This is a genomic window from Photobacterium obscurum (genome assembly GCF_026191635.1).
Lineage (GTDB): Bacteria > Pseudomonadota > Gammaproteobacteria > Enterobacterales > Vibrionaceae > Photobacterium > Photobacterium obscurum.
In genome coordinates, this window is sequence record NZ_JAKRRW010000009.1 from 171,690 (window position 1) to 188,100 (window position 16,411).

A 16,411-nucleotide genomic window follows, 5' to 3' on the forward strand; every position below is an offset into this window, starting at 1 on the left:
GCGTAAAAATATGAACAGATTTTCCTGTGGCTCAATGTTCTGACTTTAGTTGTTAAATCTAAGTATGGGGAAGGGGAGCAGCGAATTAAAACAGAGAGAAGAATAAAGGATGTTTAGTATCTTATTGTAGAAGTTACTAAACATCCCGTTTTGTTTTCGCCTAAAACTCTTCTTTGAGTTTTTCTATCGATGTGGGGTAGAGCTCCAGCAAGACGGCCGACAATGTCTCGAGTTCCTGTTCATCTGCCTCTTGCTTACAAGCGATTTCCAGCTCTTCGCAGGCTTTGCTGAGGGCGATTAGCCCTATGGCTCCGGCAGAGCTTTTAAGGCTATGGGCCGCGTCCCCAAGTTGTTGTGCCGAACGTTGGGGTTCAATTTCTTGGATTAGGGTGGCAGAACGCTGGTAAAATATGTTGACCATCTCGTGTACAAGCTCGTCACCAATTATCTGCCGGTCTTCCTCTAGTACTGATGGATCAAAAAGCGTTATATCCGGCTTGTCATAAGTGCAGCCGCTTGGGTCGCACTTGCTGGAATAGCCGTTATAGACATTAGCGATGATTGTTTTCAATTGATCAAATTGTACCGGTTTGCCTAGAAAGCCATCGAGACCCGCTTCCAGATAAGATTCAATCTCTTGACGGAATACATGTGCAGAGAAGGCAATAGTGGGGATCCGGCGGTTCGCTTGCTCCCTTAATTGATGAGTCAGCGTAACGCCATCGGTATCCGGTAGATTAATATCCATCAAGATAATGTCGACATCATTATCCTTTATCGCGTGCTGCGCCATCTCTCCTGACATGGCAACGACAACTTTATGGCCAAGCTTATTCAGGAACCCTCGGGCAACCAAGACATTGGTTTCATTATCTTCTACCAGCAAGATATTCAATGCAGGAACCGATAGGGGAGTTGCTTCATCCGTTCCAATAAACTCACCTTGTTTAGCTGTATTTAACGGAAGAGTGAGAATAAACTGGCTACCGATATCCTGCTCACTTTGTAGTGATAACTCTCCGCCAAGCATTTCGGCGAATCTTTTGCTTATGGGTAAACCTAACCCGGTACCGCGTTCAGAACGAGCAGCTTGTTCAAAAGGTTCAAAGATAACGGCCTGCTTATCTTTGGGAATTCCTTTACCTGTATCCAAAACTTCGAATTGAAGTAAAAAGCGATCTTTTGCCAGTTGCTCTTTCAGTTGCACTTTAACCGCGATATTTCCATTGTGGGTAAACTTTATCGCGTTACCTACTAAATTTATGAGTATTTGGATAATTTTATTGAAGTCGCCATACCAATAGTTTGGGACGTTACCAGCAATTGAAAAGCTCAGCTCAATATTCTTTTCCTTGGCTCTGGCCTTAAGCATATTGATCACATTAGCCACCAGAGAGCTAATGTGGAAATTGGTTTCATGAATATCGTAATGGCCGGCTTCGATTTTTGAATAATCCAGAACATTATTGAGTACGCCCATCAGAATTTCTCCGGACGAAATGATGGTCTTCGAATAATGCTTTTGCAGGCTGTTTAATGGGGTATTGTCAAGGAGCTGGAGTGTTCCCATGATCCCATTCATCGGAGTGCGGATCTCGTGGCTCATATGGGCAAGGAACGTAGATTTAGCTTTGCTGGCCTGCTCAGCTTGCTCTCGTGCATTGGCATGTTTGATAACTTCACTGTTAAGTGCTTCATTGGCCTCTGTAAGCTGCGCAGTACGATCATCTACCAGTTTTTGGAGTTCATTCTTATGTTCTTGTAGGGCTAATGCATTTTTCTTGAATACCGAGATAGCATCAGCAAGATGGCCGACCTCTTCGTTTTCACCTCGCGGAATATCAACAGAGAGGTCTCCGGCGGCCAGTTTTCGGATTGCTGCCGTCATACTGCCAGAAGCTTCCAGTACATCATCTTTTTCCAATAATAATGGGTCACTGGCTGTTGGATTATTTATTGTTGTCTGGGAAGCTTTTTGAGCAACGGCACCGTGAGTTGAGATCATTTCATTTGTGGTGATAACATCCGGATTTTTATTGGAATGATGTTTGATATCGTCCGTGATGTCGGCCGAGGCCTGAGATATTTCCAATGTCATTGATTGCAGGTAAATAATGAAGTTATTTACTGATTTGCCAATATCTCCCAACTCATCATGTGAGGTGATGTCAATTCTCGAGTTTAAGTCGGCTTCACCTGTCGATAATGTATCAATACGCTCTTTGAGGATCACGAGACCTTTAACAATTTTATTTATCGACAAGGTTGCTAATAATAGGGCGAATATTACTAATGTCGCAGAGGTAGCAATGCTCATGTACACTTTGTCGTTAAATATCTCCTCAGTTGCGTTGGTCAGCCCATCCTGAATACTGGTGAGATCGCTATCATATGTACCCGTTGCAATTGTCCAGCCCCATTCCGGAAAAATATTTCTGGCGTAGACAAACTTGTTTTCAGCTTTCTGGGTAGTTGGATTTTTGTGAATCGTTTTTACAAAAGCCTCGGGATGTCCTTTAATTCGTGCCGCAATCTTCTGGGTTGTTGACGGGATAATTGTGCCGACGATTGATGAATCAGGATGCGCCAGAATTCGACCATCTTTGTCCTGTACCCAGAAATAACCATTTTGACCGTATTTCGACGAACTGATGGTTTTAAGCGCGGCTTCTAGTTCATCATGGCGAAGGGTACTGACGTATTCACCGGTTGCAATCACCAGATTTAATGGCTCGAAGTAGAAAGATGCCGTCAGTTTTTCTTCGATTTTATTGGTTACTGGATTCAAATAATGGTAACTGGTAAATCCAATAGAATCAGCTTTGGCCGAATTGACAATATTTTGCGCGTAATAGTTACCATTGCTGTCTTTTTTGTTATAGGCATTGGTTCCAATAATACTGGATTTGATCCCGTTTGCTTTGTTAACGATAGAGGTGGCGTCATACGCAAAAATATATCGGCCATTGCCCCAACGATATTGGTTGATAAAAGCATGAATAGAGGTTTGGGCTTCAGCGACAGAATCACTGTTGTCGTAAATACTATTAATCGTGTCTCTGAATGCCGTGATATCCGTGGCTAGCTCTGCTTTGATGCTCTCTAGGTTCGAATTTTCATAGTAATAGGACAGAGAGCGGGTAACAGTATCTACCTGGCCTTTTAAGTTATCATTTAATAACTTTGCGACCTTTTCACTCACATTGTTTTGCTCTGCCTCAAGAACAGACTTTTCCGTATTGATCAGGCTAGTAATAAAAAAGCCACTCACGGTGAGCAATGATACACACATGATGAGTGAAAGCTTGGCCCGAATTGTGAGGTTCATGGGTTTAAATAACTTCGGGTGCAAAAAGGTAGCCCTCACCGTGAACGGTAATAAAGATCTTGGGGTTTTTGATACTCTCTTCCATTTTGTTTCTAAGCCGGCGGATCAACACATCGATAGTGCGATCACTGGGCGTGTCTACTCGGTGAGAGATCAGGTTTAGAAGCCTGTCTCGGCCTAGCACACGGTTGGGGTGGGTGATGAAAGCCACCAGCAATTCATATTCAGCTTTGGTGAGCTTGACCATTTCACTGCCTTTTAACAACTGGCGCTGGGCAACATCAAATTCAAAGTCCAAGAAGCAGAAACGACTGTCATCTTTTTCTAACTGTGACCAAGCCGCTTCAGCCTGATCCAAAGCATCTCGGGTAAGCTGGATACGCCATAATAAGTTTTTTGCACGAACGAGCAGTTCTCGTGGCTCAACAGGTTTAGTTACATAGTCATCGGCGCCCATTTCGAGCCCTAAAATTCGGTCAATGGGATCAGTGCGTCCGGTAACCATGATAATTGCAATGTCTGATGTGTTTCTTACCTCGCGGGTCAGTTGTATTCCGTCTTCGCCGGGCAAATTGATATCCAGCAGGATCAAATCAATTTTTTCTTTGCTTAGGATCTCTTTCATCACCGTTCCGTTATCAGCCTCGAAAACGGTGTGGCCAGCTTGGGCGAAGTGGCCCTTAATTTTGATCCGAACAATTGGGTCGTCTTCTACAATCAAGATCTTATAAGTCATATTTTCTCTGTATACAGCCATGTTTTACAGCAAGGGATAGCCCCAAAGATATTGCTTTCGTGCGCCGTACGTAGTGGTTCATTGTTATTCGTGATAGGAATAATAACACATATTAAATATGTCTATTGTTATCAAACACAAATGCACGGCATAAAGGTGGAATATTTCGTTACTTACGAATAGTAAAACTTATAGATCAGATAGTTGCGATGCTCGTTTATTGCGCAATTTAACTAATGGCGTTCAAATAGCACTCAAGTAAGGGGGGGGTAAGACCGGTGACAATATACGGATACCCAGAAGGTGGTATATTTAGTGAAGTTAACAAAAAAGCGGCTACCTTGAAGTAAGGTAGCCGCTATTGCCGTGTGTGTTGAGTAGGGGGGAGGGAATTAGCTCGTTTTGAACTGGCCGACGAGTTGCTTCAGCTCGGTGCCTGCATGATTTAGCTCGCTGACAACCTGCTCGGAGCTACTGCTAGAGTGGATCAAGTCCGTTACGATGTCTTGAATGGCAACCATGTTACGGTTGATCTCATCGGTGACAGAACTCTGCTCGGTAGCCGCAGTGGCAATTTGGCTGGTCATGTCATTGATGGCTTCGACTGCGCCAGTCACTGAAGATAGGCTGTCAGTGATTGAGTTGGCTGCACCCACTGCTTCGTGACAGGTTGACTGGCTATGAGTCATCGATGAGACGGCTTGAGCAACTAAGGTATGAAGTTCGTCTAGCATCTCTTTGATCTCTTGAGTACTAGACTGAGTACGACTAGCCAGCCCGCGGACCTCGTCGGCAACCACAGCAAAGCCTCGGCCCTGTTCGCCGGCACGTGCTGCTTCGATAGCGGCGTTCAGTGCCAGCAGGTTAGTTTGCTCAGCAATTTCACCGATTACTTTCAGTACATTATCAATTTTCTGTGATTGCTGGTTTAGCGAATCAATATGCTGAGCGGCCTGATCGACCTCATCAACTAATGCCGTAATTGAAACAACAGAGGCATCTACCCGTTGCTGGGCAACATGGGAATCTCCGCTGGCATTGCTCGTTGCATTGGATACTTCATTTGCATTCATTGCGACTTCACTTGCTGCAGAGCTCATTTCAGTAACAGCCGTAACGATCTGCTCGGTTTCGTTATTGTGCTCTTGAAGCTGCTGCGTCAAGCGAATTGTCTGATCATGGATATTATTGGCAGCGCCACTAACATTGTCAGTAACATCAGAAACCTGGGTGATAATACCCTGTAGCTTGGCAACGAAACGGTTGAATGCATCACCAAGCTGCGCAATTTCATCATGACCATGAACATCTAGGCGGCGGGTTAAATCGCCTTCGCCATCAGCAATTTCATTCAGGGTGTCAGCCATATTTTGCACGGGGCGAGTCATGCGGTTAGCGACGTATAAGATAGAAATGATCGTTAATACAGCCAGTATCAGAGAGCTTAAGAAGACCAGCTCGAATCTTTCGTTCATACTCGCTAAAGCCTGCTTACGGTAAACATTGACTTCGGCATCAATATCATCAATGTATAAGCCGGTACCAATGAACCATTGGCCATTGTTGACACTGGCAGAGTAGCTCAGCTTTGGCTGAGGTTGGCCTCCATTGCTCTTGGGGTAGCTGTAAGCCACAAACCCACCGCCACCTTGAGCCGCGCGAATAAGCTCTTGGATATAGGCAACACCGTTTACATCGCGGAGGCTGATACGGCTTTGGCCATGGTTTTGTGGTGCGGTTGCATGAGCTTGGTTTACACCTTTCATATCATAAATGAAGAAGTAGCCAGACTGATCCTCTGCGAAACGAAGCGGCGTCAGTAGTGCGCGAATTTTCTCTAGTGCTACTGCAGGGTTACTATTTTCGGCAATAATTCCGTCAACTGCGTACTTTGCGATGGTGGTGGCATCTTTCAGTTGATTTTTGCGTTCTAAAACCATTCCTTCCTTGTAATGGATGACCTCATCTTCCAAGGCTTTTTTCTCAAGGGTTACGACAATCCCTATCGCAACACTCATGATGACAAATACTGGCAACAAGCTAAGTAATAGCAGCTTGCTTTTTAATTTTAGTTTTTTCATGACAACACGGACTCTTCTACATTCGTAATTATAATATTCGGGTTTTGCATCTTTCCCGCTTAATATATCGGCGTTAGGTATACAATCTTTATAGGGTGTCATGCTATTTGGACAGAGTGAGTGACAAAACTTGGTAGAAGCTCACATTTAGCGTGCTTAAGCAACAGTAAAAGCAAAGGATTGCAGGCAAAAAAACGGTAAGCCATCACAATGATGACTTACCGATACTGCATTTCTTTTGGGGGCGGGAAGGCTACATCGTCCAGAGGAGTATGGCGAGTAACTGAGGAGACAAAATGCGTAAACACATAACCAGAGGGTAAACCGTTGCATAGGATAGCGCCGAAGCACCACTGGTTGCATGCAGGCCATTGGCAAAAGCAAGAGCCGGTGGATCGGTCATTGAGCCAGCCAGCATGCCGCAGATGGTGAGGTAGTTAAGTTGACCAAACAATCGAGCAATAATACCGACAGTGATTAAGGGGATACCGGTAATGAGTATCCCGTAGCCCATCCAGCTTAGTCCGTCGCCATTGACTAAGGTATCGACAAAACCGCCACCAGACTTCAGGCCTACAACTGCGAGGAACAGGACAATACCGATTTCACGTAGGGCAAGGTTGGCACTTGGCGGCATAAACCAATACAGCTTGCCGATACTTCCGATACGGGCGAGGATCAGCGCTACGATCAGCGGGCCACCCGCAAGGCCGAGTTTGATAGCAGCTGGAAAGCCGGGTAGGTAGAAGGGAATAGATCCCAGCAATACTCCCAGTCCAATCCCTACGAATACCGGAAGCATCTGTACCTGTTGCAGTTTTTGATGGGCGTTGCCAACGATACCACTGACAGCCTCGATGGCTTCCTGACGGCCGACTAAATTTAAAATATCACCAAACTGCAGGGTAGATTGACTGGTTGGTACCAGCTCGACACCAGCACGGTTCAAGCGTGAGACGACCACATCGTATTTCTCTTTTAAATCAAGATCGCGGATTTTTTTGCCCAAGACGATTTCGTTGGTGACAACCAGGCGTTGGACCCGAAGTTCCGTACCACGGGTAGACAGTGAGGCATCAACTTCCTCCCCAATAACCAAACGTGCCTTTTCGAGCGCCGCTTTATCACCCACTAAATGCAGCAGATCATTGGTTTCGATATGCGTATCTTGTTTTGGTACGTAGAGGTGGTTTTCACGCTTTAAACGCGAGCACACGATATCGCCTTCGGTAAGGGCCGGTACATCTTTAAGTTGCAATCCATTGAGGTTGGGATTTTTGACCGCAACATTGATGGTATGAAGGCTTTCTTTTTTATGGCCATTGTGAATTTCGAAGTCATCCGCTTCTTTGTCCACGTCAACGCGAAATGCCAACCGTAGAATCCACATGGTTAGTAAAATGCCACAAATGCCAAACGGATAGGCGACGGCATAACCCATACCGGTGAGATCGAGCATACCTTCCTGGGCACCTAACTCTGAAAGGATTTGTTGCCCGGCACCCAGCGAGGGGGTGTTGGTGACAGCACCGGAAAAGACCCCGAGAATAACGGGTAAAGGCACATCAAAGATATGATAGAGGGCAATGGTTACTAGGCAGCCGAGCAAAACAATCAGCGCGGCAAAACCGTTAAGTTTCAGGCCTGAGCTTCTCAGGGAAGCAAAGAAACCCGGACCGACCTGGATACCGATGGTGTAGACAAAGAGGATAAGACCAAATTCTTGAATAAAGTGCAGGGTGTTTGAATCGAGAGCGATGCCCCATGAGTCGGTAAAGTGACCCACGAAAATGCCGCCAAACAGCACTCCCCCGATCCCTAAACCGACGCCATAGATACGCCAATTCCCAATCCATAGCCCAAGCACCGCTACCAACGCAAGAATGCTGATAGAGAGCGCAATGTCACTCATGGTGAGTCTCCTAGTTAATAAAAATCTTTTTCCACCGATGATTGGAGTTACGATCGCTAGATGCTCACTGGAGAGCGATGTTAGTAAACAGCATCGGTGTGTTGGCAACAATCCGTCGGACGGCATTGTGGCGCCAGGGGTAGGCGAATGAACTCAGTAAAGACTGATTTCGTAGCGGGTAACGAAAGGAGTGGTTAGGGAGTTTTGTCTACAGCTGGTGGAATCTCTTTGTATTCATATTTTCATAGCACATTGATAAGTTGAATAATTATCAATGTAGTATGCCCTGTTGGGATGTTGCCTTAACTTATTGAATATTAATACCTTAAATGGCATATGGATTTAAGAGGTGATATACAAAAGTGTGCAGTGCGCCTGAATAAAAAATGAGATAGATAAGCAGCTGTTAAATAAAGGTAACAATTGTGTGATAAATAAAGTTGCAATAAACAGCAGGTATCGGGAATATTTTTTAGGGGTGTTAGATAAACTCTATTAGTGGCATTACAAGTTAATACAAATCTGAATTTGTTTAATCACAGAGTTATGAATAAAATTTTTCTTTTGGGCTAGTTCCCCCTGCCATAGTAACTAATTTTAAGTTGCTTGCCGCATGAAATTTATATACGCGAGAGAGTTTATGTATCAAGAGGCCAGTAAGTCTCTTACAGACCAAAATTTAACTTTTCTGTTAAATCCATTTGAATATGAAGAGGTTAGGGAGAGTTTTGCTGTAAGAAAAAGTGAGGAATCCAAAAGCACTCTCTTGGAATACATTACTACGGAGCAGGTTACTTTTATGACTGGTTCGGTGTTTGGCCTATTATCTTTTTTTCTCATAGTATTATTAGTGAAAGAGAGTGTTGGCTCTTTAATCTCTTTATCTAAGTCGAGAAATAAATAAAGCCCCATATCCAGTCTATCTCTAGCGCTATAAGAAAAAAGCCACCGGAAGGTAGCTTTTTATATTTCAAATTAGAGTGGATTGGCTATTATCCGCACTTAGAGTCGCCGCAATTCAGGCAAGTCTGACAACCGTCTTTAACGATCACTGCCTTGTTGTGGCACTTGTAGCAAAGCGTTGCGCTCGGCGGAAAGTTACCTGTATCCTGTTCTTCTTCAGGCTTTGCTTCAAGCTCTGCTTTCTTGGCATCAAGGAAGGCCTGCTGATGTTCGTCGACTTCAGGTTTGCCTAGCATGCCAATTTCAGTTAGGTGTTGCTCGATCACGTTGCCGATTTCAGCAATAAGCGAAGGAACATACTTACCTTTGTTCCAGTAACCACCGCGGGGATCGAATACAGAGCGCAGCTCTTCAACGAGGAACGTACAATCACCACCTTTACGGAATACCGCCGACATAATACGTGTCAGCGCGACAATCCACTGGTAGTGCTCAAGGCTCTTTGAGTTGATAAACACTTCAAATGGACGGCGAACTTCATGCTCGGTTCCTTCGTTCAACACGACATCATTGATGGTGATGAACAGCGAGTGCTCAGAAATATGTTCCGGTGTCTTTAGCTTATAAGTTGTACCCAGCAGCTTCTCAGGTCGAGGCATGTCTTCATGCATGTGCACAACTTCAACTTCTGGTTGTGCCGGTTCAGGCTGCTGAACCTCTTGTTCCTGGCTTTTTACTTTGAAGCCAACAATTTTGCTGTCAATTTTTTTGACCATGATTAAATGACCTGTACCTTAAAATTTACCGTAGTAGCCTTCTTTCAGCGCGTCGTAAAGATTCGCTGCTGAATGGGTTTCGCCGTCGTATTCGATTTCTTCGTTGCCTTTGGCCTCGAATGTTGAGCCGTCTTCTAGCGTAAACACATATGTCGTGTTCTCCAGATCCTGCTCTTTAACCAATACGCCCTGGAAGACCTCAGGGTTAAAGCGGAACGTCGTACACCCTTTCAGACCTTTGTCATAGGCATCCATGTAGATGTCTTTGAAGTCTTCAAACGGGAAGTCCGTCGGCACGTTCGCTGTCTTTGAAATAGAAGAGTCGATCCAGCGCTGTGCCGCTGCCTGAACATCGACGTGTTGGGTTGGGGTGACATCATCGGCTGTGATGAAGTACTCCGGTAGTTTTGTGTCGTCGTCGGTGCTGTATGGCATCGCTTTATCGTTGATCAGCTCACGATATGCCAGCATTTCGTAGCTGTAGACATCAACACTTTCTTTTGATTTCTTACCAGTAACAATAACGTTACGGGTGTAATGGTGCGCAAAGCTAGGCTCGATACCGTTACTCGCGTTGTTCGCCAATGACAGTGAAATGGTGCCTGTTGGTGCAATCGAGCTATGGTGAGTAAAGCGGGCACCTTGCTTCGTTAGCGCTTCAACCAGCTCAGGCTCAACTTCGGCGACTTGCTGCATGTAGCGGCTGTATTTCGCATGAAGCACTTTACCTTTTACCTTGTCACCGATCTTGATACCGTCTTTGGCCATTTCCGGGCGAAGACGCATCATCTTGGCGGTGATCTCAAATTCTTCCTCCATGACTGGAGCGACGCCTTTCTCTTTGGCAAGGCTTAGCGCTTCTTTCCAGCCAGTAATTGCCATTTCTTGCGCAATTTGTTCGGTGAAAGCAACCGATGCGGCGCTACCATACTTGTGCTTCAGCATGGTCGTGGTAGATCCGAGACCAAGGAAGCCCATGCCATGGCGGCGTTTGTGCTCGATTTCGTGGCGTTGTTTTTCAAGTGGTAGCTGATTGATTTCTACCACGTTGTCTAGCATACGGGTAAAAATAGCTACAACGCGGCGATACGCATCCCAGTCAAAGTGTGCATTGTCCGTAAATGGTTCGCGTACAAACTTAGTCAGATTAACGGAGCCTAGCAGGCAAGCGCCATATGGAGGAAGTGGCTGTTCGCCACATGGGTTTGTTGCCCGGATTTCTTCGCAGAACCAGTTGTTGTTCATCTGGTTCACTTTGTCGATCAGAATAAAGCCCGGCTCCGCGTAGTCGTAAGTTGACGTCATAATGACGTTCCACAAGTTGCGAGCAGGCATGGTGCGGAATACCTTACATGCAACTCGACCTTCGCAGTCTTCAACTAAATCTTCTTTGGTTGGCCAATCTGCCCATACGATAGACTCGTCATTGTCCAGATCCAGCTTGTCTTGCTTGGCTTCTTTGGCTGTCACCGGGAAAATAAGCTGCCATTTGTTATCGTTTTTAACGGCTTCAATGAACTCTTCAGTGATCAGCAAAGAGAGATTGAACTGGCGTAGGCGGCCGTCTTCGCGCTTAGCACGGATGAAGTCGATAATGTCCGGGTGGCGGATATCCATTGTCCCCATCTGCGCGCCACGACGGCCACCGGCAGATGAAACGGTGAAGCACATCTTGTCATAGATATCCATGAACGAAAGAGGGCCGGATGTGTATGCACCAGCCCCTGAAACGAATGCTCCACGTGGGCGCAGGGTAGAGAAGTCGTAACCGATCCCACAGCCTGCTTTAAGCGTTAGGCCTGCTTCATGAACTTTGCCTAGAATGTCGTCCATTGAGTCTTGGATGGTGCCAGATACGGTACAGTTGATGGTCGACGTAGCAGGTTTGTGCTCAAATGCGCCGGCATTGGAAGTGATACGGCCAGCCGGGATCGCACCGTTACGGAGGGCCCAGAGGAATTCGTTGTACCAGTGTTCTTTGACTTTATCTTTTTCTAAATCAGCTAACGCGCGAGCAACACGTTTGAAGGTATCGTCAAGCGTTACATCAATAGCTTCTCCATGCTTTGATTTAAGGCGATATTTGCTGTCCCAGATCTCCATAGAGGTCGATTGGTATGCAATATCGATTGCCTGAGATACTTCAGAAGCCGTTGGGGTTTTCGCCATTATGAATGCACCTTAATGTTTGTCGTAGTTCCAGCACGTTTGATATAACCCGGAGTTAATAAAAAACTTGTTTTATATCTATACCACCTCAGTTGAGCAATTCAGTGATATGTTGTGGCAGGTAACTGATCAAACCACTATATATGATGATCTTCAAGTCTTGACAGCGACATTATCTATCCTAGTCTTAATTGCTCAGATTGATAGGTGAAAGGTTTGATTGCTAATTGTACCTGAATCCAATAGATGCTTAGTTAAGCTCCTGATAGCTGAAAGAGTGAGCGATTGGCATCAGTGATGGCAAAAAGTGCTTGTGCTGATCATCAGGATATGGATAATGCGCTTCGTCTTCAGAGAGTGTTTAGCCCAACACTTTCAAAATTGTTTCTTCGAAACATCAAAGGCGCGTTGGCAGAGTGGCTATGCAGCGGATTGCAAATCCGTGGACCTCGGTTCGACTCCGGGACGCGCCTCCATCATTTTCATCCCAATCATCCCAATCATCCTAATCTTGCATACCAGCTTTGCTTTCGCGTTAGTACCACACTATTTGTTTAATAGCTTATTTCCTATATCTGATTCCTATACTTATTCTTGTGGGATTACTTAACGGTTAGCTGATTGTTGTGTGGGAAAGATACTGGGTGAGAAGGGCAAAACAGCCCCGTACTTGCAGGGCTGTAATGAATATAGTGATGTGCTTATTTGCTCTCAAGCTTAGATAGATAGCGGATGGTATTTGCCATATCCTCTAGGCTCTCATGAGCTTCTGTTTTAACGAGATACTTACCTTTAACCAGGAACGCTGGTACCGATGCAATTTGTGCGTTGTTAACAAGCGTTTCAGCTTCGCTAAGCTTTTTATATATAAGTTCGTGTTGCTCGTCGGTTAGCTCGTAAGGGCTTGCCATATTATGTTTTTTGAATATTTCAGTAAGCTGAGATTTTCGCTCTTCCTCAGTGACGTTGTCACCTTTTTCCTGCACGTAGGCAAACAGGGCTTCCATGAGCTCAGTATCAGGAGAACCATCAGTTTGTATCGCTGCAGTATAGAAGATATATGCTGCAACTTGAGCGCTTTGGTTAAATGTTACATGGACTTTATCAATCTCGACTTCAGCTGCTTTTTTTATTTCGGGTAACATCGTTTCCATATTGCGGCAGTGGCCACAAGCCAGCGAGAAAACTTCGACGACATCGGCCGTGTTTTCTGTTGCTGTGGTGACGACGCTATATTTGTCGCCTTCTTTTGGTGTCGAGGCGTCATTACAACCTGCAAGAGCAAGTAGGGCAACGAATAATGGAATAATTGATTTAAGCATGGTTCTACATATAAAAAGGAAAATAGAAGAACTAATTATGGATGATTATTGGGAAAAATTCGTGGTATTTAGTCAAAACTTACATAGATTTACCGCCAAAGCCCTCGAACCCTAAAGCCGTTCAGGATATACGTTCAGTGAGAATTATTGGCCTGGTAGGCAAGGCGCTTGAACAATTATTTATTTTCAGTATGATTGCCGGCCTTTTTCTGTGTGGAGGTACAGCATGTACATTGGGTTTGATTACGGAACCGCGAACTGTTCGGTTGCAATGATGGAGCAGGGAAAACCGAAGCTGTTGTCATTAGAAAATGATAACAAGTACATACCTTCCACACTTTGCGCACCTACACGTGAAGCGGTTAGCGAATATCTTTACCGTCATATGGGAGTCGCTCCGTGGGATCAGGTGGGTGAACAGGTGTTACGTCGCGCAATTTCCTTTAATCGCGAAGAAGATATCGCGGTTGAAAAGGGCGATTTGCTGTTTGGCCAAGCTGCGCTTGATCTCTACCTCGAAGATCCAGAAGAGGTGTACTACGTTAAGTCACCGAAATCTTTTCTCGGGGCGAACGGGTTGAGGGATGTTCAAATCAGCTTCTTTGAAGATCTGGTTTGCGCGATGATGAGTAATATTAAAACCCAGTCAGAGGCTACAACTCAGCAGGCTATAGAGAGCACTGTGATTGGTCGTCCGGTCAACTTTCAGGGAACCGGAGGCGAAAAGGCTAACCAACAAGCTGAAATGATTTTAAGCCAGGCTGCAAAGCGAGCTGGATTTAAAAATATTGAGTTTCAATATGAGCCTGTTGCTGCTGGACTTGAGTATGAAAGTACGCTTACTGAGAATAAAACAGTGCTGGTGGTTGATATCGGCGGTGGTACAACAGACTGCTCAATCATCGAAATGGGACCTAACTGGCAGGGAAAAGCAGATCGTCAGGCGAGTTTATTGGCTCACAGTGGCCTGCGGGTTGGAGGTAATGACCTCGATATCCATTTGGCTTTTCGTCAGCTGATGCCACTTATCGGGCTCGGTAGCAAAACCCGAAAAGGTATTGATATGCCCATAAGCCAGTTCTGGAATCCGATTGCGATCAATAACGTGATTGCCCAGACGGAATTCTACGGAGCCGCTAACTTCACAGCACTGGATCAGCTAAGGCGTGATGCCGCGGAGCCGGAGAAGCTGTTGCATTTGCTTCGCGTCTATCATGAGACGCTGGGTTATCAACTGGTGAGAAAAGCAGAAGAGTGCAAAATTGCACTATCGGACTCGGCATCATATCGAGTGGAGCTTGATAGCTTGTCAGAATTGCTGGAAGTATCAGTGAGCCAGCAGGATATGGCAGACGCGATAGAGTCACCAAAAGTTAAAATGAGTCAGTTGGTGACTGAAGCTATTCAACAAAGTGGCAAAAAGCCTGATGTGATATACATGACTGGGGGAACGGCCCGATCACCGGTACTTAGGGCTTGTATCGAGCAACAACTCCCCGATGTTCCCGTTGTGAGCGGAAGTTACTTTGGTTCGGTAACGGCAGGATTAGCGCGATGGGCTGAACACTGCTTTGCTTAATGCCTGACAGAGGATGAACAATGAGCCCGCATGAAGCGGGCTTTTTGCTATTAGCGGTGGCCTTCTAAGAAGCATTAGCTTTATATCTATCAGCTGACGAGGCTAAACTGGGGATTCTAACCAGCCCAGGCGGAGCACCAGCCACTGGCCGAAACGAGTTTGCCCGGAAATAGCTGGCATGGGCGCCACTCATCACCTTTATTGCCTTGCAGCAGAACACAGTTAGAGCAATTTCTATCCTCGTAAGGCGACTTGTGGACATATTTAAGTGCCGCAGCCTGTGGATCGTCTTCGGTTAGGTGGGGGATATCAGCGGCTTGAACTGGCCTCATTAAAGTTTTACCTCCCAGCGTCATACCGATGACTCCTGCAAGACTGAACTTTAAAAACCTTCTGCGACTAGACTGACTTTTCATAATTACTTCCTTTTATTTGTTATACGACAATTTTTTCTATCAAAAGCCTCTCTTGATGGAGGCCTTCGTAATAGTTTGGAGTGCAATTCACAACCTTGCCAATTTCCTTTTGCGAATAACCTTGTCGGCATCCGGCTGAGGTTTATGGTGAGTGGGTATAAAATAAGCGATTATGTTTGAAATGGATTACATTGGTTAACAACTTGGCAATAAAACTGTCGCGTGAATAACATCTTTAAGTGTTTGACTACAAGAGAGTTTGATGGGCTGCAAAAAAACACAGATTGTTGCAATCTCACCCTTGCAACATTTATTTTACAAGCGCATGCTATGTCCGCCTTACCAAAGACGAAAATAACAAAGGTAGAAAGAATGAATTTATTTCTTATCGATATCGATGGTGCCTTGGTTGACTCTGAACATATTGGTGTCGAATGCTATACCCAAGCCGTACAAGATGTATTGGGTATTCATGTTGACGCCGATTGGAGTCAGTACAAAAACGTTACTGATGCCGGGGTCCTTGATGAGATAATCACTAAGCATCAAATCAGCGAAAGCCGCTCCTTGATTCACCGTCAGGTCGAAAGCCGTTATCTGGCATTGATCAATAGCTACCTGGCTGAACACCCAACGGAAGTAACGCAGCTTCAGGGTGCAAAAGACTTTATTGAGCAAATGCGCGAGCGTAAAGATACTCACCTTGCAATTGCGACTGGAGGGTGGGAATCAGCGGCAAAATTGAAATTACGGGCTGCTGGGATTGATGTGTCCAACATGACATTTGCATCTTCATCTGATGCGATGAGCCGTACCGAAATTATGGCACTGGCAGCATTCCGAGCCAAACAAGACTCTGGTGTGACTTTTGACCGTCGCGTGTTTTTTGGAGATGGAGAGTGGAATAAGCATGCATCTCAAGAGCTAGGTTATGATTTTGTCGCTGTTGGTAATAATGTCCGCCATCATAATCACATTCCTAACCTTGGCTACTTTGAGGCGGTTTTTTCTCAGTTAGCGCTGCACTAGAGTTAACTGTTGCTTTCAACGACTCATAACATGACATAATGAGATAGCCCGTTTACTGTTGTACGGGCTATTTCATTTCAAGGCCTTGCACTAATTGGCGTTACCAATACCAGTGTGTACGTGACAGCAATTCCAACTCTCATAGATAAAGTGGGCATTG

10 protein-coding genes and 1 tRNA gene are annotated in these 16,411 nt (G+C 45.3%); 3 read left to right on the forward strand and 8 right to left on the reverse strand.

The genetic code is table 11. The features are described from left to right. Positions 1-160: 160 nt before the first annotated feature. From MD588_RS13520 to MD588_RS13545, 6 genes are all read right to left on the reverse strand, one after another. Positions 161-3,328: a cache domain-containing protein gene (locus MD588_RS13520; RefSeq protein ID WP_265697866.1), complete on the reverse strand. Its 3,168-nt coding sequence runs from the start codon at positions 3,326-3,328 to the stop codon at positions 161-163. A 4-nt stretch (positions 3,329-3,332) separates the two neighbouring features. Continuing rightward, the gene (gene torR / locus MD588_RS13525; RefSeq protein ID WP_265697867.1) at positions 3,333-4,064 is read right to left on the reverse strand and encodes a two-component system response regulator TorR; all 732 of its coding nucleotides are present in this window, start codon (positions 4,062-4,064) and stop codon (positions 3,333-3,335) included. A 392-nt stretch (positions 4,065-4,456) separates the two neighbouring features. Then, positions 4,457-6,145 (reverse strand): methyl-accepting chemotaxis protein, encoded by a 1,689-nt coding sequence (locus tag MD588_RS13530; protein ID WP_265697868.1) that lies wholly within the window; start codon positions 6,143-6,145, stop codon positions 4,457-4,459. 253 nt (positions 6,146-6,398) lie between these two features. Beyond that, entirely contained in the window at positions 6,399-8,057 is a 1,659-nt protein-coding gene (locus MD588_RS13535) for a putative transporter (protein WP_265697870.1), read from the reverse strand. 992 nt (positions 8,058-9,049) lie between these two features. Then, on the reverse strand, positions 9,050-9,736 hold the full coding sequence (locus MD588_RS13540) for a TSCPD domain-containing protein (RefSeq protein WP_265697871.1): 687 nt from the start codon (positions 9,734-9,736) through the stop codon (positions 9,050-9,052). Positions 9,737-9,754: 18 nt separating this feature from the next. Then, a complete protein-coding gene (locus MD588_RS13545) occupies positions 9,755-11,905 on the reverse strand; it encodes an adenosylcobalamin-dependent ribonucleoside-diphosphate reductase (RefSeq protein WP_265697872.1) in 2,151 nt (716 codons plus the stop codon). 402 nt (positions 11,906-12,307) lie between these two features. Here MD588_RS13545 and MD588_RS13550 point away from each other — a divergent pair. Next, positions 12,308-12,381, forward strand: a tRNA-Cys gene (locus MD588_RS13550). 225 nt (positions 12,382-12,606) lie between these two features. Here MD588_RS13550 and MD588_RS13555 read toward each other — a convergent pair. Beyond that, complete coding sequence (locus tag MD588_RS13555) at positions 12,607-13,227, reverse strand: thiol:disulfide interchange protein DsbA/DsbL (protein WP_265697873.1); 621 nt, start codon at positions 13,225-13,227, stop codon at positions 12,607-12,609. A gap of 226 nt (positions 13,228-13,453) precedes the next feature. On the opposite strand from MD588_RS13555, the gene yegD reads away from it, so the two are divergent. Then, positions 13,454-14,806, forward strand: a complete 1,353-nt coding sequence (gene yegD / locus MD588_RS13560) for a molecular chaperone (RefSeq protein WP_265697875.1) — start codon at positions 13,454-13,456, stop codon at positions 14,804-14,806. Positions 14,807-14,922: 116 nt separating this feature from the next. Here the strand turns inward: yegD and MD588_RS13565 are convergent, their stop codons facing one another. After that, positions 14,923-15,222, reverse strand: a complete 300-nt coding sequence (locus MD588_RS13565) for a high-potential iron-sulfur protein (protein WP_265697876.1) — start codon at positions 15,220-15,222, stop codon at positions 14,923-14,925. A 372-nt stretch (positions 15,223-15,594) separates the two neighbouring features. Between MD588_RS13565 and MD588_RS13570 the strand changes: the two genes are divergently transcribed. Further along, positions 15,595-16,251 (forward strand): HAD family hydrolase, encoded by a 657-nt coding sequence (locus MD588_RS13570; protein WP_265697877.1) that lies wholly within the window; start codon positions 15,595-15,597, stop codon positions 16,249-16,251. The last annotated feature ends 160 nt before the right edge of the window (positions 16,252-16,411 follow it).

Bases quoted from the DNA above. Each gene is read 5' to 3' on its own strand.
- MD588_RS13565 (WP_265697876.1), bottom strand. From the start codon at position 15,222: ATGAAAAGTCAGTCTAGTCGCAGAAGGTTTTTAAAGTTCAGTCTTGCA.
- MD588_RS13530 (WP_265697868.1), bottom strand. From the start codon at position 6,145: ATGAAAAAACTAAAATTAAAAAGCAAGCTGCTATTACTTAGCTTGTTG.
- MD588_RS13535 (WP_265697870.1), bottom strand. From the start codon at position 8,057: ATGAGTGACATTGCGCTCTCTATCAGCATTCTTGCGTTGGTAGCGGTG.
- yegD (WP_265697875.1), top strand. From the start codon at position 13,454: ATGTACATTGGGTTTGATTACGGAACCGCGAACTGTTCGGTTGCAATG.
- torR (WP_265697867.1), bottom strand. From the start codon at position 4,064: ATGACTTATAAGATCTTGATTGTAGAAGACGACCCAATTGTTCGGATC.
- MD588_RS13520 (WP_265697866.1), bottom strand. From the start codon at position 3,328: ATGAACCTCACAATTCGGGCCAAGCTTTCACTCATCATGTGTGTATCA.
- MD588_RS13545 (WP_265697872.1), bottom strand. From the start codon at position 11,905: ATGGCGAAAACCCCAACGGCTTCTGAAGTATCTCAGGCAATCGATATT.
- MD588_RS13540 (WP_265697871.1), bottom strand. From the start codon at position 9,736: ATGGTCAAAAAAATTGACAGCAAAATTGTTGGCTTCAAAGTAAAAAGC.
- MD588_RS13555 (WP_265697873.1), bottom strand. From the start codon at position 13,227: ATGCTTAAATCAATTATTCCATTATTCGTTGCCCTACTTGCTCTTGCA.
- MD588_RS13570 (WP_265697877.1), top strand. From the start codon at position 15,595: ATGAATTTATTTCTTATCGATATCGATGGTGCCTTGGTTGACTCTGAA.